The following is a 17,051-nucleotide window of genomic DNA, read 5'->3' as shown; positions in this document are numbered from 1 at the left end:
GCTCTAGCTCCTGCGGTTGGCGATGAAACGGGCGGCCTCGGCAAGGATGGCCGAGCGGGCGCCGTAGGGCGCCAGCAGCTCTTCCGCCTCCCGGACCAGCCTTTCGAGCGCGCGCTCGGCCCAGGCCTGGCCGTGAAGGGCGACGAGCGTGCCCTTGCCGCGGGTGGCATCCTTGCCGGTCGCCTTGCCGATCACCGCGGCGTCGGCGGTGAGGTCCAGGAGGTCGTCGGCAAGCTGGAAGGCGAGGCCGATCTTCTCGCCGAAGGCGCGCATCCGCCGGCGGTCCTCCGGCCCGGCATCGGCGATGATCGCGCCGGCCTCGCAGGCAAAGCGGATAAGTGCCCCGGTCTTCATCGCCTGCAGCAGGACGATGCCGGCTTCGTCCGGGGCCCGTCTCTCGGCCGCGAGATCGAGCGCCTGCCCGCCGGCCATGCCGCCGTGGCCGGCGGCGCGCGCCAGCGCCAGCACGAGCGTCGTCTTCTGGCTGTCGGAAAGCGCCGTCTCCGGCGCCGCGATGATGTCGAAGGCGAAGGTCAGCAGGCTGTCGCCGGCGAGGATCGCCGTTGCCTCGTCGAAGGCGATGTGGACCGTCGGCTTGCCGCGCCGGACGTCGTCGTCGTCCATCGCCGGCAGGTCGTCATGGACGAGCGAATAGCAATGCACGCATTCGAGCGCCGCGCCGATCCTCAAGCCCGCATCGGCGTTTCCGCCGAGAAGGGCGGCGCTCTCCGTGACGAGGAAGGGGCGCAGCCGCTTGCCGCCGTTCAGCACGCCGTGGCGCATCGCATCGAGCAGCGTTTCCGGGCGGGCGATTTCGTCCGGCAAGGCGGCCGGGCCGAGAAGCGTCGCGAGCAGCGCTTCGACCGCGGCCGCATTGGCCTTGAGCCGCGCCGAAAAGGATGAGGTCTCGTCTGTCATGCTGCGCTCTTTGACACGAGGCGGCGCCGCTTTCAACGGCCATCGGCGTCGCGGCCCGAAGCTTTGTCCGGGATGACCGCCCCCGGCCGCTTGCCTTTTGCATGAAAGACCGTTCAACTTTCTTTCGGCATGGCCTATGAGGGGATGGAAAAAGAGGTGGACGGTCGGGGCGTGGACATCGTTTCGGAAGAGCGCGAGGAGAGGGAGATGCCCATGGGCCGCAGGGCCGCCATGCGCCAGACATGGCGGACGCGGTGGCGGCGCCTCGCTCTCATCGCCCTTTCCATCCTGCTCTTGCCCTATGTGCTGGTCGTCCTCTACCTCCTCGATTTCATCCATCCGGTTTCGACGCTGATGCTGCGCGATCTCGTGTTGCTGCGCGGCTACGATCGCCAATGGGTCGAATTCGACGCCATCGCGCCGGTGCTGGTGCGCTCGGTGATGATGTCGGAGGACGGCCAGTTCTGCTCGCATGCCGGCGTCGACTGGGGCCAGATGCGCGGCGTCGTCGAGGACGCGTTGGACGGCGAGCAGACGCGCGGCGCCAGCACCATTCCGATGCAGACGGTCAAGAACCTGTTCCTCTGGAACGGCCGCTCCTTCGTGCGCAAGGCGATGGAGCTGCCGCTCGCGATCGCCGCCGATTTCGTCTGGAGCAAGCGGCGGATGATGGAGATTTACTTGAACGTCGCCGAATGGGGCGACGGCATCTATGGGATCGAGGCCGCCGCGCGGCATCATTTCGGCGTTCCGGCGTCCAAGCTTTCCCGCCGCCAGGCAGCTTTGCTTGCCGTTGCGCTGCCCAACCCGATCGACCGCAATGCCGGCAAGCCCGGGCGGGGCTTGAGGCGCCTCGCCTCCGTGATCGAGCGGCGCGCCAGCCGGTCCGGCGACTACATCACGTGCCTTTATGAATGAGATGAAGGCAATTCATTGGTCTTGCGGCCGCTGATATGGCAAGCCTGCCTCTCGACACGGCAGGGAGACACAGTAGATGGCCAAGCTCGTTCTTTACGTCGGCAACAAGAATTATTCGTCCTGGTCGCTGCGGCCATGGCTCGCCCTCGAAGGCTGCGGCATCCCGTTCGAGGACGTCGTGATCCCCTTCGACTTTGCCGCGGGCAATCCGCGCTTCCGCGAGATCTCGCCGACGGGCCGCGTGCCGGTGCTGCACCATGGCGACACCCAGGTTTGGGAGTCACTGGCGATCATCGAATATGTGGCGGAGCTCTTCCCGCAGGCCGGCCTCTGGCCCGAGGACCGCGAGGCCCGTGCCCGCGCCCGCAGCTATTCGATGGAGATGCTCTCCGGATTCCGGGCGCTGCGTGGCGCCTGCCCGATGAACATCCGCCGGCCGGTAAAGGCGATCGCGCTGCCGGAGGGCGTAGCGGACGATGTCGCGCGGATCGAGGCGATCTGGCGCGAGGCGATCGCCCGTTCCGGCGGCCCCTTCCTCTTCGGCCGCTTCACCGCGGCCGACGCGATGTTCGCCCCGGTCGTCAACCGCTTCGACGTCTACGAACTCGTGACCGATCCGGGCACCCGCGCCTATATGGAGGCCGTCAAGGCGCATCCCGCTTTCCGCAAGTGGGAGGAGGCGGCAAGGGCCGAGCCCTGGATCGTGCCCGAGGACGAAGCCTGAACGGGAAGGGCGCTTCCCCGCGGAGTCGAAAATTTCCGTGCGGGGACTGGTCAAACCCCGGCAGGCCATGTATAAGCGCGCGAAATTTCCGAGATCGACATCTGTTTGACCCGGCCATTTTCGGCTGCTGAACAGTGTTTTGCCCGATAAGTGGAGAATGAAATGGCTGTACCGAAAAGAAAAACGAGCCCGTCCAAGCGTGGCATGCGCCGTTCCGCTGACGCCCTCAAGGCTCCGACCTACATCGAAGACAAGAACTCCGGCGAACTGCGCCGTCCGCACCACATCGATCTGAAGACCGGCATGTATCGCGGCCGCCAGGTCCTGACGCCGAAGGAAAGCGCATAAGCGCTTCTGTATGCGGATGAAGTTGAAGGGTCGGCTCTGCCGGCCCTTTTCTTTTGCGGCTTAAATTCCCCTCCCCAACCTTTCTTCACAAGGGGGAGGAGCTTTGGCGCCCGCGGCGATCGTGAGCAACCGATGAGCCGCCGAGCCTGCCGCGAAGTCGAAAAAGAAGCCGGCGCGGCAGCTTAAGCCCCTCCCCCTTGTGGGGAGGGGTTGGGTAGGGGTCTTTTTCCTAAGAGGAATCTATCTCAGCCGAGATTGTCGAGCTTCGTCTGCAGCGCCCGCAGTTGTTCCTTGAGCTCGTCGATGTCCTTTGCCTCGGCCTTCTTGGTTTCCTTGGCCGGAGGCGCCGCCATGAAGGGCGAGAACATCTGCATGGCCTGGTGGAACATTTCGGTGTTGCGGCGCACCTGCTCCTCGACGAGCTGCAGCGGCACCTGCAGGTTCTTGCCGAGCGGCGTGTCGCCGAAGGCCTTGTTGATCTGCTCGCGCATCTGCGCCTGCTGTTCGGTGAAGGCCTGCATGGAGTGTTCGAGATAGCTCGGCACGACCATCTGCATCTGGTCGCCATAGAAGGAGATCAGTTGGCGCAGGAACGAGATCGGCAGAAGCGTGTTTCCGGTCTTCGACTCCTGCTCGAAGATGATCTGCGTCAGCACGGAATGGGTGATGTCCTCGCCGGACTTGGCGTCCTGGACGACGAAGTCCTCTCCCCTCTTCACCATCACCGCCAGATCGTCGAGGGTCACATAGGTGCTCGTGCCGGTGTTGTAGAGACGCCGGTTCGCATATTTCTTGATAACGATCTGGCCTTCATTCTTCGCCATCAGGGTCTCCTCTACCCATCGTCCCGTCTCTATTGTGTTTTTTTGAGAGTATCCGCAAAAGAGCGCCGCTGACAATCTCTTTGTGCGTTGCGGCGACGCAGGTGCGAACTTGGAAGATCGACCTCGAGGATGAAGCTTTTGCGGCAGTGCACATAGGCGTTTGACTTGCGCCCTCCGCTTTGCCAGTCTGCTCGTGTCAGGCAAAGCAAAGATGAGGAAACGTCCCATGAGCACTCCCTCCATCGTCATCGCCAGCGCGGCGCGTACCGCCGTCGGTTCCTTCAACGGCGCATTCGCGAACACGCCCGCGCACGAATTGGGCGCAACAGCCATCAAGGCGGTGCTCGAGCGGGCGGGCGTCGAGGCGGGAGAGGTGGACGAGGTGATCCTCGGCCAGGTGCTGCAGGCGGGCGAAGGGCAGAATCCGGCGCGCCAGGCGGCGATCAAGGCCGGCATTCCGCAGGAGAAGACCGCCTGGGGCATGAACCAGCTTTGCGGCTCCGGCCTCAGGGCCGTGGCGCTCGGCATGCAGCAGATCGCCACCGGTGACGCCGACATCATCGTCGCCGGCGGCATGGAATCGATGTCGATGGCGCCGCATTGCGCCCACCTGCGCGCCGGCGTCAAGATGGGCGACTACAAGATGATCGACACGATGATCAAGGACGGCCTCACGGACGCCTTCTACGGCTACCACATGGGCATCACCGCCGAGAACGTCGCGCGCAAATGGCAGCTGACCCGCGAGGAGCAGGACGAATTCGCGCTTGCCTCGCAGAACAAGGCGGAAGCGGCGCAGAAGGCCGGCCGGTTTGCCGACGAGATCGTGCCCTTCATCGTCAAGACGCGCAAGGGCGACGTCACCGTCGACCAGGACGAATATATCCGCCACGGCGCGACCCTCGATTCCATGGCGAAGCTGCGCCCGGCCTTCGACAAGGAGGGAACGGTGACCGCCGGCAACGCCTCCGGCCTCAATGACGGCGCCGCCGCGACGCTGCTGATGACCGAAGCGGAAGCCGGCCGGCGCGGTATCCAGCCCCTCGCCCGCATCGTCTCCTGGGCGACGGCCGGCGTCGACCCGCAGATCATGGGCACGGGCCCGATTCCCGCCTCCCGCAAGGCGCTCGAGAAGGCCGGCTGGTCGGTCGGCGACGTCCAACTCGTCGAGGCCAACGAAGCCTTCGCGGCGCAGGCCTGCGCGGTCAACAAGGATCTCGGCTGGGATCCGTCGATCGTCAACGTCAACGGCGGCGCGATCGCCATCGGCCATCCGATCGGCGCGTCCGGCGCCCGCGTCCTCAACACGCTGCTCTTCGAGATGAAGCGGCGCGGCGTTTCCAAGGGCCTTGCGACGCTGTGCATCGGCGGCGGCATGGGCGTCGCCATGTGCGTCGAGCGCCTGTAACCGGTCGGCCCGTGTACGGGCTCCTCCGAATTTCGATCATGCGTGAGCGGCCCGGCTTCGGGCCGCACGGGACTGATTTGCCAATTTGAGTTAACCCACGTGGGAGGCGAGCATGAGCAGGGTAGCATTGGTTACGGGCGGGTCGCGCGGTATCGGTGCGGCGATTTCCGTGGCGCTGAAGGCAGCCGGCTACAAGGTGGCCGCGAACTATGCCGGCAATGACGAAAAGGCCCTGGCCTTCAAGCAGGAGACGGGCATTCCCGTCTATAAATGGGACGTGTCGAGCTATCAGGCCTGCGTCGAGGGCATTGCCAAGGTGGAGGCGGACCTCGGACCGGTCGACATCCTCGTCAACAATGCCGGCATCACCCGCGATGCGATGTTCCACAAGATGACGCCGGAACAATGGGGAGAGGTCATCAACACCAATCTCACCGGTCTCTTCAACATGACGCATCCGCTCTGGTCGGGCATGCGCGACCGCGGCTTCGGCCGGATCATCAACATCTCGTCGATCAACGGCCAGAAGGGCCAGATGGGCCAGGCCAACTACTCCGCCGCCAAGGCGGGCGACCTCGGCTTCACCAAGGCGCTGGCCCAGGAAGGGGCGGCGAAGGGGATTACCGTCAACGCCATCTGCCCGGGCTATATCGGCACCGAAATGGTGCGGGCCGTGCCGGAGAAGGTCTTGAACGAGCGGATCATCCCTCAGATCCCCGTCGGCCGCCTCGGCGAACCGGAAGAGGTCGCGCGCTGCGTCGTCTTCCTTGCCTCCGACGACGCCGGCTTCATCACCGGCTCGACGATCTCGGCCAATGGCGGACAGTACTTCGCCTGACCGGAAGGGGGTAGGGTTCTATCGTTCGATAGCCGCCCTTCAAGAGGCCCTGATGCAGGCGTGGTCGCCGGCAAGCTCCGGCAAATACGCGGCCGAGAATCCGGCGCGCGGCCAGTGCGGTGTCACCGCGCTGGTCGTGCAGGACGTCTTCTGTCGACCGCGTCCGTGATGAATCGCTTCCGGTGAATGCCGCCGGCGTTACGAATCCAGCGAATTGCCTGCAATTTGAAGCGCGGCGCCAAAGCGCGTTTCCATCTACATCTTGTGGAGAACAAAAGCGGAAAACGGTGCTGCCGGCGATTCCGCTCCGGGCGCGCCGATCCATCGTGGAACGCCGGCTGGCGATTCTCATTTCGCATTTCGCGGAGTCGGAGCGCGAATCCGGGCTAAAATTTTCCAAACATTCCAGACTCTTGGATTCGGAATCCTTGCGAGCCGCCGGGCCGCCGGCATCGGAACCCGAGGCAAATAGCGGCGGTAGAACAGGCTCGTTGGCTCCGGATTCAGCATCTGGTGCGAATCTGGATATTGAAATCTATATCTAGTCGTGAACATACAGTGAATCGACGAGAGTCAGCGATTCGTCGCTGATTCGTTCCATCGCTGTTCCAGATATTGGGGTGGAGGTTCGAGACGGGGACGCTAGATATGGCCATGGCACCCCGACCGGTTCCCGCGCCCCTTGCGTTTGGCATGGCGCGTGGGCATCTGTTCCCCGCCGGCGCATGAGAGCGTGCCGGCGCACCGCATGCAATCGAAAGCGCTGCAGCGCCTCCTTGTGCGTCTGAAGGGACGCGACGGCGCTGCGGAGACTGCCCGGGATCGATGACCTTGTCCTTTCAATCCATGATCCTGAGCGGCCGCGGCGTGACCGCGGTGCTCGGGCCCACCAATACCGGCAAGACGCACTACGCGATCGAGCGCATGGTCGCCCATGACAGCGGCGTCATCGGGCTGCCGCTGCGATTGCTGGCGCGCGAGGTCTATACCCGCCTCGTCGAGAAGGTCGGCCACCACAATGTCGCGCTGATCACCGGCGAGGAAAAGATCACCCCGCACCGCGCCCGCTACTCGGTCTGCACGGTCGAGGCGATGCCGCGCGAGACGACCGCCTCCTTCGTGGCGATCGACGAGGTGCAGCTTGCCGGCGACCTCGAGCGCGGCCACATCTTCACCGACAGGATCCTGCATCTGCGCGGCCGGGGCGAGACGCTGCTCCTCGGCGCGGCGACGATGCGGCCGATCCTCGAACACCTCCTGCCCGGCATCACCGTCACCGAGCGGCCGCGCATGTCGCAGCTCCTCTATGCCGGCTCGAAGAAGATCACCCGGCTGCCGAACCGTTCGGCGATCGTCGCCTTTTCGGCCGACGAGGTCTACGCCATCGCCGAGCTCATCCGCCGCCAGCGCGGCGGCGCCGCGGTGGTGCTGGGGGCGCTGTCGCCGCGCACCCGCAATGCGCAGGTGGCGCTCTACCAGGAAGGCGACGTCGATTACCTGGTGGCGACCGACGCCATCGGCATGGGGCTCAATCTCGACGTCGACCACGTCGCCTTCGCCCAGGACCGGAAGTTCGACGGCTATCAGTACCGCAACCTCAATCCGGCCGAGCTCGCCCAGGTCGCCGGCCGCGCGGGCCGCCACATCCGCGACGGCAGCTTCGGCGTGACCGGACGCGTCGATCCCTTCGAGGACGAGTTGGTGCACCGGATCGAATCGCACGAGTTCGATCCCGTGCGGGTGCTGCAATGGCGCTCCAAGGCGCTGGACTACTCCTCGCTCAAGGCATTGAAGCACAGCCTTGACGCAGCACCGGCCGTTTCCGGCCTCACGCGTGCGCTGCCGGCCGTCGACCAGCAGGCGCTCGAGCATCTGGCGCGCTATCCGGAAGTGGTGGATGTCGCCACCACGGCCGAGCGCGTCGAAAAGCTGTGGGAAGCCTGCGCCCTCCCCGACTATCGCCGCATCACCCCGGCACAGCATGCGGACCTCATTTCGACCATCTATGCCGATCTCGTTCGCCACGGCACGGTCAACGAGGACTTCATGGCCGAACAGGTCCGCCGCGCCGACCACACGGATGGCGAGATCGACACACTTTCGGCGCGAATTGCGCAGATCAGAACTTGGACCTATGTGTCCAATCGGCCCGGCTGGCTTGCCGATCCGACACACTGGCAGGAAAAGACGCGGGAAATCGAAGATCGGTTGTCCGACGCGTTACATGAAAGGTTGACGAAACGCTTTGTTGATCGCAGGACATCTGTGCTCATGAAGCGCCTGAGAGAGAATGCGATGCTGGAAGCAGAAATCAGTGTGAATGGTGATGTCTTCGTCGAGGGGCACCACGTGGGTCAGCTAACCGGTTTCCGGTTCACATTGGCCTCGGGTAGCGAGGGGTCGGACGCCAAGGCCGTTCAGGGCGCCGCCCACAAGGCGCTTGCGCTGGAATTCGAGGCGCGCGCCGCCCGCTTGCATGCGGCCGGCAACAACGACCTGGCGCTGTCGTCGGACGGTCTCGTGCGCTGGCTCGGCGATCCCGTGGCGCGGCTGGCGGCAAGCGACCACGTCATGCGTCCGCGCGTCATCCTGCTCGCCGACGAACAGCTCCAGGCCAACGCCCGCGAGCACGTGGTCGCCCGCATCGAGCGCTTCGTCAACCACCACATCAGCACGGTCCTGAAGCCGCTCGACGACATTTCCCGCGCGGAGGATCTCGAGGGCCTCGCCAAGGGACTGGCGTTCCAGCTCGTCGAAAACCTCGGCGTGCTTTTCCGCCGCGACGTCGCCGACGAGGTGAAGTCGCTCGACCAGGAAAGCCGCGCGTCGATCCGCAAATACGGCGTCCGCTTCGGCGCCTACCATATCTTCCTGCCCGCGCTCCTGAAGCCGGCGCCGGCGGAACTCATCACGCTGCTCTGGGCGCTGAAGAACGACGGGCTCGACAAGCCCGGCTATGGCGAGCTTATCCCGATGCTCGCCGCCGGCCGCACCTCGGTGGTCACCGACCCGTCCTTCGAGCGCACCTTCTACAAGCTGGCGGGCTTCCGCTTCCTCGGCAAGCGCGCCGTGCGCATCGATATCCTCGAGCGTCTCGCCGACCTCATCCGTCCGCTCCTGCAGTGGAAGCCGGGCACGTCGCCGCGCCCGGACGGCGCTTACGACGGCCGCCGTTTCATGGCCACGACCTCGATGCTGTCCATCCTCGGCGCGACGCCGGACGATATGGAAGAGATCCTGAAGGGTCTCGGTTATCGGGCCGACGTGGCGACGGCCGAGGAGGCCGCGGCCTTCCTCGCGAGCCAGGCCGGCGCGCCGGCCGAGACCGAGGCCGCCGCCGCGACGCCGGCCGAGAATGGTGAGGTGGATGCGGGCAGCGACGTCGATGTTGCCGAAAGCCCGGCTGGCGAAGCTGCGGCTGGCGATGCCGCGACGGCCGACGCGCCTGCCGTAGAGGCTCAGACCGCGGAGGCATCGGCCGCGGAGGCACCGGCCGCCGAGGCGGGCGAGGACGTCGCCGCGACGCCGCCGGAAGCGCCGGCCGAAGCCAGGCCCGTGCTGCTCTGGCGCCCCGGAACGCGCCAGGACAATCAGCGTCAAGGCGGCCGCCAGCACGGGGATCAGCGCCGCGGCGGCCAGCGCCACGGCCAGGCCGAGGCGCGCGAAGGCGGTCGCCGGGCCGGCGCCGCGCACGGCAGGCCGCAGGAGGGCAAGGCGCAGGACGGCCGTCCTGGCGGCCAGCGCAAGGATCGGGCCGACCGGCACGAGCGCGGCAAGCCGGCGGGCGGCAAGTTCGACGCCCGTCCGCCGCGCAAGGAGAAGCCGATCGATCCGGATTCGCCCTTTGCCAAGCTCGCCGCTCTCAAGGAGCAGCTCAAGAAATAGGGAAGGCCCATGGAGAAAGAGCCGCCGTCCGCCCCTGCATCGCGCCAGCGGCTCGACAAGTGGCTGTTCTTCGCCCGGCTCATCAAGTCGCGCTCGCTCGCGCAGAAGGCGATCGAGGCCGGTCACGTCGCGATCAACGGCGAGCGGGCGACGCAGTCGTCGAGCCAGGTCAAGCCGGGCGACACGCTCGAACTGTCGCTCGAGCGGCGCGACCTCGTCGTGCGCGTGCTGCTGCCGGGGTCCAGGCGCGGCCCCTATGAGGAGGCACGCCTCCTCTACGAGGACCTGACGCCCGCCCCAGCCGCCGGCCGGCGCACGCCGTTCGAGCAGGCGACCCGCGACCGCGGCGCCGGACGTCCGACGAAACGCGAGCGCCGCGAAACGGACCGCCTGAAGCCCGGCGTCGGCGGTGACGACGAATAGCGCGGCAAGAGAATGAATTGAGTCGCAGGAATGTGGCGATTCCACCCCCCAACCCTCTCGCCACAAGGGGCCGCCCGCGGGGGCTCGCGGGGAGAAGGAGGCGGAGCGCCGCCGAGCCGATCCGGGGGATAGGGAGCTTGAGCGGGCTATGCTTGCCCCTTCGCCCCGCTTGCGGGGAGAAGGTGCCGGCAGGCGGCTGAGGGGCGGATGCCGCGCTCATTCGCCGGTGCCGATGCACGCCCCTTTCCCCTCGGCAAGGTATTTGAACGCCTCGATCTCAACCAGCGACAGGGCTTGAAAAACTCTGTCCGTTTCGCGACAAATCGCGCATGGTTTATCCTTGCAAAGGGCGGCCAAAGCCTTTACGTGACTAGCCAAGTCAGGTGGCATCCGGGTCTGTTTCGGCAGCTATGCGCGCCGGTCATTCCTAGCATGCACGGACGATCGAGCCTCACCCTTGATTGCCGGCTGCCACCAAATGTGAGCATTGGCTGGAGTACCTCATGACGTATGTCGTGACCGACAATTGCATTCGCTGCAAGTATACGGACTGCGTGGAAGTCTGCCCGGTGGATTGCTTCTACGAGGGGGAGAACTTCCTCGTCATCCATCCCGACGAATGTATCGACTGCGGCGTCTGCGAGCCGGAATGTCCGGCCGGGGCGATCAAGCCGGACACCGAGCCTGGCCTTGATATGTGGCTGAAATTGAACGCGGATTTTGCCACCAAGTGGCCGAATATCACGGTAAAGCGCGAGCCCCTGCCGGAAGCCAAGGAGATGGACGGCGTCGAAGGAAAATACGAGAAGTTTTTCTCTGCCGAGCCCGGGCAGGGCGACTGAGGCGGCGCTGACGGTTCGTTCGTCGCGGCTGACGAGCGAGAACATACGAAGGCCGGAAAGTTGGGGAAATCCCGCCGGCACTTCGCGCCTGCGAGCGCGGTGACTTGATCGTTGCCGTGCAGCAAATTATTGATTTCCGCACTTTTTTATGATAGTTTCATCATACTGATCCACAGAGGGTGCTTTTGCGCGCCCGAAAACCAGCACGAAAGCAAACGATCTCCACCGCGCGGCACCTTTCAGATATGCAACGTACCGTTGCCTGTGACCGCAGCATAAGCTTGTTTGCGCTTCGTTGGACGGACCAGGATGGACCCACCCGGCGGTATCCCCGTCTATCCCGGGCCTGACCGACCCGGCCCCGGCTCATGAGAACCGGGTGCGCACTAGGGAGTGTTTGAAACGAATGACGATCCAGCAGAAAAAATCTTCAACGCGCCAGGGCTTCAAGACCGGTGAATCGATCGTATATCCGGCTCATGGCGTTGGCCAGATTGTCGCGATTGAGGAGCAGGAAGTCGCAGGCATGAAGCTCGAGCTTTTTGTCATCGACTTCGAGAAGGACAAGATGCGTCTCAAGGTGCCGGTCGCGAAGGCCGTGAGCATCGGCATGCGCAAGCTGTCCGAAACCGATTTCGTCGACCGTGCGTTGAAGGTTGTGCAGGGCAAGGCGCGCGTCAAGCGGACCATGTGGTCGCGCCGCGCCCAGGAATACGATGCCAAGATCAACTCCGGCGATCTCATTTCCATCGCGGAAGTGGTGCGCGACCTCTATCGCGCCGAGAACCAGCCGGAACAGTCCTATTCCGAGCGCCAGCTCTACGAAGCCGCTCTTGACCGCATGGCGCGCGAAATCGCTGCCGTGAACAAGATGTCCGAAACCGAGGCCGTCCGCCTCGTCGAGGCCAATCTCAACAAGGGGCCGAAACGCGGCAAGGCCATCGAAGAAGAGGATGCCCAGGACGAAGCCGCCTAACCGGCCTCCCGAGACTCCATCAACAAAGCCCGGCTCATGCGCCGGGCTTTTTTTGTGCGTGCGCAAAGGGCCGCTGCAGCGGTTCCGTGCATATGAGGCACGCTGCAATCCGAAATCGTCATCGTCCGGGGAACTTTTCGAGCCGGCGCACGTTTATCACTCCCGGCAGGTGGGCGTGCGCCTGGGCTGCCGGGCGTTCTTGGTTCTGTGAATTTCCTCACCGTCTCAGGTTCGTACGCTGCGATTTAGGGCGCCCTGCCGTTTCGTCAAGCGGCGCCCGCCATCCCCTCGCCGACGCCCCCAACATGCGCTCGGCCCTTCGAGTTCAATCGTCAACGGCGCCTTGCGCCAGCCACGGAGCGATCGATGAAGACCCTCACTGCAGACAGGCGCATGATCAAGATTGCCATGGACGCACCCTATCTCGAGCGGGACGAGGAACATGCGCTCGCCGAGGCCTGGCGCAACGACAACGACCAGGAGGCCCGCAACAAGATCGCGATGTCGCACATGCGCCTGGTGATCGCGATGGCGGCAAAGTTCCGCAGCTTCGGCCTGCCGATGGGGGATCTGGTGCAGGAGGGGCATATCGGCCTGCTGGAGGCCGCCGCACGCTTCGAGCCGAGCCGCGAGGTGCGCTTCTCGACCTATGCGACCTGGTGGATCCGCGCCTCGATGCAGGACTATGTGCTGCGCAACTGGTCGATCGTGCGCGGCGGCACCAGTTCGGCGCAGAAGGCGCTGTTCTTCAACCTGCGCCGCCTGCGGGCGCGGCTCGCCCAGGGCGACAGGCAACTGACCTCGCAGGCGATGCATGAGGAGATCGCTGCGGCCCTCGGCGTCAGCCTCGCCGACGTGCAGACGATGGATGCCCGCCTTTCCGGCAACGACGCCTCGCTGCAGGCTCCGGTCGGCGGAAGCGATTCGGAGGGCGGGGTCCGGCTCGATTTCCTGGCGAGCGATGCACCCCTGCCGGACGAGCAGGTGAGCGACATGATCGACGGCGAGCGCGCGCGACGCTGGCTCAACATCGCGCTCGAGGAACTCAGCGAACGCGAGATGAAGATCATCCGCGCGCGACGTCTCACCGAAGAGGGCGCGACGCTGGAGGAACTCGGCCTCGCCCTCGGCATATCGAAGGAGCGGGTGCGGCAGATCGAGACGCGGGCGCTCGAAAAATTGCGCGTGGCGCTGAACGCCAAGGCGCCGGCGCTGACGGCGGCGATGCACTAGACATTTTGCAGTCGGGTGGAATCACCTGAGGTCGCACAAATACGGCGAAAACAAACAGATAGAGCGGTGGCGCGAACGCATGTGAGTGCACACCGCCCTAGTTTTCGCCGATCCCTCACCCCGCAAGCCTGTGTGGTACCTAACTCTTTGCAGGACCGGCATGCGGGGGGCGATATGATCGCCCCCGCGCTATACCCCCTGCTCCACGCCCAGTACGCCAAGCAGGTTCCGCATCCGTGCCGTTGCCAGCTCCGGCTTGTCGAGCACATCGGCCCGATCGGCCAGACGAAAGATGTCGGCGTAATGCAGGAGCCCGCGGGCTGATTGCAGGCCGGCCGGCAGGGTGAAATGGCGCTGGTGGCCGTTCAGCCAGGCGAGGAAGACGACGCCGGCCTTGTAATATTGCGTCGGCGCCTCGAAGATCTTGCGCGACAGGGGCACGGTCGGCTCGATCACGCCGCGGAAGGTTGCAAGATCGCCGCCCGCCAGTGCGGCCAGTGCCTTCGAGGCGGACGGCGCGACCGCGTCGAAGATGCCGAGCAGCGCGTGGCTGTACCTCGTGCCGTCGCCCTCGATCAGTTCGGCATAGTTGAAGTCGTCGCCGGTGAAGCAGAGCGCGCCCTCCGGCAGGCCGTTGCGAAGCGCCACCTCCTTGGCATTGTCGAGCAGCGAGATCTTGATGCCCTCGACCTTGGCACTGTTCTCGGCAATGATCGCGAGCACGGTTTCGAGCGCCTCCTCGAAATTCTCCGAGCCCCAATAGCCCTTGAGTTGCGGGTCGAACATGTCGCCGAGCCAGTGGAGCACGACCTTGTCCTTCGCCTGTTCGAGAATGCGGCCATAGACGCGCCGGTAGTCGTCGGCGGAACGCGCCACCCGCGCAAGCGCGCGGCTCGCCATCATGATCGCCCGGCCGCCCTCGCCCTCGACGAAACCGATCTGCTCTTCATAGGCGGCAATCACGTCCTCGATCGACCGGGCGTCGGCGGGAGCCAGATGGTCGGTGCCGGCGCCGCAGGCAAGATCGGCGCCGGCAACGCTCCTTGCCTCGGCAAGCGAGCGGCGGATCAGCTCCTGGGCGGCCGGCCAGGCGAGCCCCATGCCGCGCTGGGCGGTATCCATCGCCTCGGCGATCTTGAAGCCGAGGCCCCAGAGATGGTGGCGAAAGGCCATCGTCGCCTCCCAGTCGATCGCCGGATTGCCCCAGGGGTCGGCGTCGCGCAGCGGATCGGAAACGACGTGGGCGGCGGCATAGGCGATGCGGTTGAACGTCGGAACCGTGCCTGGCCGGGCGATCGGCGTTCCCTGCAGCCGGTATTCTTCGAGCGAGCCATCCCGGCGCGGCAGCATCAGACTGGTCATCGGCGTATCCTCCTCTGTTTGCGGCACCGAATAATTTAGATCGTTCCAAATTTCAAGACAGAAATTGCTTTGCTCCCGCGCCCTCGAGAAAATTGCCCGTGTCGCCTGATGGCCCCTGAAGCTCCGAAGCCATTCCTTCTAACGCTTAGATACCTGAAAACGCCTGATGTTTTTTGCAGTCATCCGTCGTTTCAAGGCGATTCTGCCCGACTGCGACGCATGAAAAAAGTGAACGGCGGCCTCTTGACGAAATTGGAACGTTCCAACTAAAAGGGTGCATAAGCTGAAATTGACCGGTGGGAGAACATTTATGGCGAAGGAGCGGGTGACGGTCGTCGACATTGCGCGCGCCGCCGGCGTGTCGAAGTCGACCGTGTCGCTCGTGCTGCAGGGAAGCCCGCTCGTCAACGAGGCGACGCGGGCGAAGGTGAATGCGGCGATCCGCGAGCTCGGCTATGTCTACAATCGCGGTGCGGCCAACCTGCGCCAGGCGAAATCGAAGATCATCGGCATCGTCGTCAACGACCTGACGAACAGCTTCTTCGCGGAGCTTGCCGTCGGCGTCGACGCGGTGGTGCAGTCCGCCGGCTTCGTCCAGTTCCTCGCCAATACGGGCGAAAAGATCGAGCGCCAGCGCGAGGTCATCGCCTCGATGCGCGAACACGGCGTCTCGGGCCTGATCATCTCGCCGGCGCGCGGCACGGAAGCCGCCGATCTCGCGCCACTCGTCGCGAGCGGCATCCCGGTCGTGCTTGTCGTTCGCGACATTGCCGGCGCCGGCGTTTCTTCGCTGACCTCGGACAATCGCGCCGGCGCGCTGGCTGCGGTGCGGCACCTGATCGAGCGCGGCCATCGGCGCATCGCCTTTCTCGGCGGCTTCGCCGATACGGCCGTCTTCGAGGCGCGCGTGCGCGGCTATCGCGACGCGCTGCGGGAGGCGGGCCTCGACGCAAGCGACGAACTCGTCATCGGCTCGGCTCCGTCGCGTGCCGGCGGGGTTACGGCGATCGAGCAGGCGATGATGCTGGAGGATCGCCCGACCGCGGCGCTCTGCTTCAACGATGCCGTCGCCTTCGGCGTCTGTGACGGCTTGCGCGCGCGGCGCCTCGATCCGGGTCAGGATTTCGCGGTCATCGGCTTCGACGACGTGATCGAGGCGAAGACGGCGGTGCCGGCGCTGACGACGGTCTCGGTCGATCCGCAGGGCATGGGCGAGCGCGCGGCGGAACTGCTGTTGAAGCAGATCAATGCGGGGCGCGCCGAGGCGCAGGCGATCGTCAGTCCGGTGCGGCTCGTCGTGCGCCAGAGCTGTGGCGCCGCCATCGAGCGCAGATTGAAGGAGATTTCGTCATGATACGCTGGGGATTGATCGGCGCGAGCACGATCGCGCGCGAATGGGTGATCGGCGCCATCCGCGCCGCGGGCGGCGAGGTCGTCTCGGTGATGAGTTCGAGCGCGGAGCGGGGCGAGGCCTACGCGGCCGAAAACGGCATCGCCAAGGCCGTCACCGGCGTCGACGAGCTCGTCGGCGATCCGGATGTCGACGCGGTCTATATCTCCACCACCAACGAGCGCCACCACGACCAGGCGCTTGCGGCGATCCGTGCCGGCAAGCACGTGCTTTGCGAGAAGCCGCTGGCGCTGAACTTGAACGACGGCTGCGAAATGGTGCTGACGGCCTGCGAGGCGGGCGTCGTGCTCGCCACCAACCATCACCTGAGGAATGCCGCCACCCATCGCGCCATGCGGGAAGCGATCGCTGCCGGCCGGATCGGCCGGCCGGTCGCGGCGCGGGTCTTCCACGCCGTCTACCTGCCGCCGCATCTCCAGGGCTGGCGGCTCGACAGGCCCGAGGCTGGTGGCGGCGTCATCCTCGACATCACCGTGCACGATGCCGACACGCTGCGTTTCGTCCTCGACGACGATCCGATCGAAGCCGTGGCGATCAGCCATAGCGCCGGCATGAGCAAGGAAGGGCTCGAGGATGGCGTCATGGGCGTGCTCCGTTTCCGCTCCGGCGTCATCGCCCAGTTCCACGATGCCTTTACCACGAAATATGCCGAGACCGGCCTCGAAGTGCACGGCACCGAGGGCTCGCTGATCGGCCGCAACGTGATGACGCAGCGACCGGTCGGAACCGTGACGCTCAGGAACGAAGAGGGTGAAAGCGAGCTGCCGCTCGATCATCACGATCTCTACGAGACGGGGCTCAGGAGTTTCCATGCCGCCATTGAAGGAAACGGCCGCCCCTCGGCCACCGGCGAGGACGGTGTCTGGTCGCTAGCGACGGGCCTCGCCGTCGCCAGGGCGGCGGCCACCGGCACGGCCGTGCAGATCGAGACGGGACTTTGA

16 protein-coding genes are annotated in these 17,051 nt (G+C 65.3%); 13 read left to right on the top strand and 3 right to left on the bottom strand.

The features are described 5' to 3' along the window. Window positions 1-3 precede the first annotated feature (3 nt). The gene (locus ATB98_RS11550; RefSeq protein WP_066873689.1) at window positions 4-918 is read right to left on the bottom strand and encodes a polyprenyl synthetase family protein; all 915 of its coding nucleotides are present in this window, start codon (window positions 916-918) and stop codon (window positions 4-6) included. Between the two features lie 171 nt (window positions 919-1,089). Here ATB98_RS11550 and mtgA point away from each other — a divergent pair, with 171 nt between their 5' ends. From mtgA to rpmF, 3 genes are all read left to right on the top strand, one after another. Further along, the gene (gene mtgA / locus ATB98_RS11545) at window positions 1,090-1,836 is read left to right on the top strand and encodes a monofunctional biosynthetic peptidoglycan transglycosylase (RefSeq protein WP_407695292.1); all 747 of its coding nucleotides are present in this window, start codon (window positions 1,090-1,092) and stop codon (window positions 1,834-1,836) included. A 76-nt stretch (window positions 1,837-1,912) separates the two neighbouring features. Next, the gene (locus tag ATB98_RS11540) at window positions 1,913-2,560 is read left to right on the top strand and encodes a glutathione S-transferase family protein (protein WP_066873685.1); all 648 of its coding nucleotides are present in this window, start codon (window positions 1,913-1,915) and stop codon (window positions 2,558-2,560) included. A gap of 162 nt (window positions 2,561-2,722) precedes the next feature. After that, on the top strand, window positions 2,723-2,908 hold the full coding sequence (gene rpmF, locus ATB98_RS11535; protein WP_012067326.1) for a 50S ribosomal protein L32: 186 nt from the start codon (window positions 2,723-2,725) through the stop codon (window positions 2,906-2,908). A 245-nt stretch (window positions 2,909-3,153) separates the two neighbouring features. Here the strand turns inward: rpmF and phaR are convergent, their stop codons facing one another. Next, complete coding sequence (gene phaR, locus ATB98_RS11530; protein WP_065997962.1) at window positions 3,154-3,732, bottom strand: polyhydroxyalkanoate synthesis repressor PhaR; 579 nt, start codon at window positions 3,730-3,732, stop codon at window positions 3,154-3,156. 226 nt (window positions 3,733-3,958) lie between these two features. On the opposite strand from phaR, the gene ATB98_RS11525 reads away from it, so the two are divergent. From ATB98_RS11525 to ATB98_RS11495, 8 genes are all read left to right on the top strand, one after another. Continuing rightward, the gene (locus tag ATB98_RS11525; protein WP_066873683.1) at window positions 3,959-5,140 is read left to right on the top strand and encodes an acetyl-CoA C-acetyltransferase; all 1,182 of its coding nucleotides are present in this window, start codon (window positions 3,959-3,961) and stop codon (window positions 5,138-5,140) included. 112 nt (window positions 5,141-5,252) lie between these two features. Next, window positions 5,253-5,978 (top strand): beta-ketoacyl-ACP reductase, encoded by a 726-nt coding sequence (gene phbB / locus ATB98_RS11520; RefSeq protein WP_066873681.1) that lies wholly within the window; start codon window positions 5,253-5,255, stop codon window positions 5,976-5,978. Further along, window positions 5,956-6,147, top strand: a complete 192-nt coding sequence (locus ATB98_RS30640; protein WP_084435443.1) for a YunG family protein — start codon at window positions 5,956-5,958, stop codon at window positions 6,145-6,147. Before phbB ends, ATB98_RS30640 begins: the two co-directional genes overlap by 23 nt. Window positions 6,148-6,824: 677 nt before the next feature. After that, complete coding sequence (locus ATB98_RS11515; protein ID WP_066873921.1) at window positions 6,825-9,863, top strand: helicase-related protein; 3,039 nt, start codon at window positions 6,825-6,827, stop codon at window positions 9,861-9,863. Between the two features lie 9 nt (window positions 9,864-9,872). After that, window positions 9,873-10,286: an RNA-binding S4 domain-containing protein gene (locus ATB98_RS11510; protein ID WP_066873679.1), complete on the top strand. Its 414-nt coding sequence runs from the start codon at window positions 9,873-9,875 to the stop codon at window positions 10,284-10,286. Between the two features lie 503 nt (window positions 10,287-10,789). After that, complete coding sequence (gene fdxA, locus ATB98_RS11505; RefSeq protein WP_066873677.1) at window positions 10,790-11,128, top strand: ferredoxin FdxA; 339 nt, start codon at window positions 10,790-10,792, stop codon at window positions 11,126-11,128. A gap of 406 nt (window positions 11,129-11,534) precedes the next feature. Continuing rightward, entirely contained in the window at window positions 11,535-12,104 is a 570-nt protein-coding gene (locus ATB98_RS11500) for a CarD family transcriptional regulator (RefSeq protein ID WP_026615362.1), read from the top strand. 366 nt (window positions 12,105-12,470) lie between these two features. Then, window positions 12,471-13,337 (top strand): RNA polymerase factor sigma-32, encoded by an 867-nt coding sequence (locus tag ATB98_RS11495; RefSeq protein ID WP_066873675.1) that lies wholly within the window; start codon window positions 12,471-12,473, stop codon window positions 13,335-13,337. 189 nt (window positions 13,338-13,526) lie between these two features. Here the strand turns inward: ATB98_RS11495 and ATB98_RS11490 are convergent, their stop codons facing one another. Continuing rightward, window positions 13,527-14,699 (bottom strand): dihydrodipicolinate synthase family protein, encoded by a 1,173-nt coding sequence (locus ATB98_RS11490; protein ID WP_066873673.1) that lies wholly within the window; start codon window positions 14,697-14,699, stop codon window positions 13,527-13,529. Between the two features lie 310 nt (window positions 14,700-15,009). Between ATB98_RS11490 and ATB98_RS11485 the strand changes: the two genes are divergently transcribed. Both ATB98_RS11485 and ATB98_RS11480 read left to right on the top strand, forming a co-directional pair. Further along, a complete protein-coding gene (locus tag ATB98_RS11485) occupies window positions 15,010-16,053 on the top strand; it encodes a LacI family DNA-binding transcriptional regulator (RefSeq protein ID WP_066873671.1) in 1,044 nt (347 codons plus the stop codon). Beyond that, window positions 16,050-17,051 carry a Gfo/Idh/MocA family protein gene (locus tag ATB98_RS11480; protein ID WP_066873670.1) on the top strand — a complete coding sequence of 334 codons (1,002 nt, stop codon included), beginning with the start codon at window positions 16,050-16,052 and terminating at the stop codon, window positions 17,049-17,051. Before ATB98_RS11485 ends, ATB98_RS11480 begins: the two co-directional genes overlap by 4 nt.

This window comes from Sinorhizobium saheli, assembly GCF_001651875.1.
Classification (GTDB): Bacteria; Pseudomonadota; Alphaproteobacteria; order Rhizobiales; family Rhizobiaceae; genus Sinorhizobium; species Sinorhizobium saheli.
This window is presented reverse-complemented; position numbering and strand designations above follow the sequence as displayed.

Bases quoted from the DNA above. Each gene is read 5' to 3' on its own strand.
- ATB98_RS11550 (WP_066873689.1), bottom strand. From the start codon at position 918: ATGACAGACGAGACCTCATCCTTTTCGGCGCGGCTCAAGGCCAATGCG.
- ATB98_RS11540 (WP_066873685.1), top strand. From the start codon at position 1,913: ATGGCCAAGCTCGTTCTTTACGTCGGCAACAAGAATTATTCGTCCTGG.
- rpmF (WP_012067326.1), top strand. From the start codon at position 2,723: ATGGCTGTACCGAAAAGAAAAACGAGCCCGTCCAAGCGTGGCATGCGC.
- phaR (WP_065997962.1), bottom strand. From the start codon at position 3,732: ATGGCGAAGAATGAAGGCCAGATCGTTATCAAGAAATATGCGAACCGG.
- ATB98_RS11525 (WP_066873683.1), top strand. From the start codon at position 3,959: ATGAGCACTCCCTCCATCGTCATCGCCAGCGCGGCGCGTACCGCCGTC.
- phbB (WP_066873681.1), top strand. From the start codon at position 5,253: ATGAGCAGGGTAGCATTGGTTACGGGCGGGTCGCGCGGTATCGGTGCG.
- ATB98_RS30640 (WP_084435443.1), top strand. From the start codon at position 5,956: ATGGCGGACAGTACTTCGCCTGACCGGAAGGGGGTAGGGTTCTATCGT.
- ATB98_RS11515 (WP_066873921.1), top strand. From the start codon at position 6,825: ATGATCCTGAGCGGCCGCGGCGTGACCGCGGTGCTCGGGCCCACCAAT.
- ATB98_RS11510 (WP_066873679.1), top strand. From the start codon at position 9,873: ATGGAGAAAGAGCCGCCGTCCGCCCCTGCATCGCGCCAGCGGCTCGAC.
- fdxA (WP_066873677.1), top strand. From the start codon at position 10,790: ATGACGTATGTCGTGACCGACAATTGCATTCGCTGCAAGTATACGGAC.
- ATB98_RS11500 (WP_026615362.1), top strand. From the start codon at position 11,535: ATGACGATCCAGCAGAAAAAATCTTCAACGCGCCAGGGCTTCAAGACC.
- ATB98_RS11495 (WP_066873675.1), top strand. From the start codon at position 12,471: ATGAAGACCCTCACTGCAGACAGGCGCATGATCAAGATTGCCATGGAC.
- ATB98_RS11490 (WP_066873673.1), bottom strand. From the start codon at position 14,699: ATGACCAGTCTGATGCTGCCGCGCCGGGATGGCTCGCTCGAAGAATAC.
- ATB98_RS11485 (WP_066873671.1), top strand. From the start codon at position 15,010: ATGGCGAAGGAGCGGGTGACGGTCGTCGACATTGCGCGCGCCGCCGGC.
- ATB98_RS11480 (WP_066873670.1), top strand. From the start codon at position 16,050: ATGATACGCTGGGGATTGATCGGCGCGAGCACGATCGCGCGCGAATGG.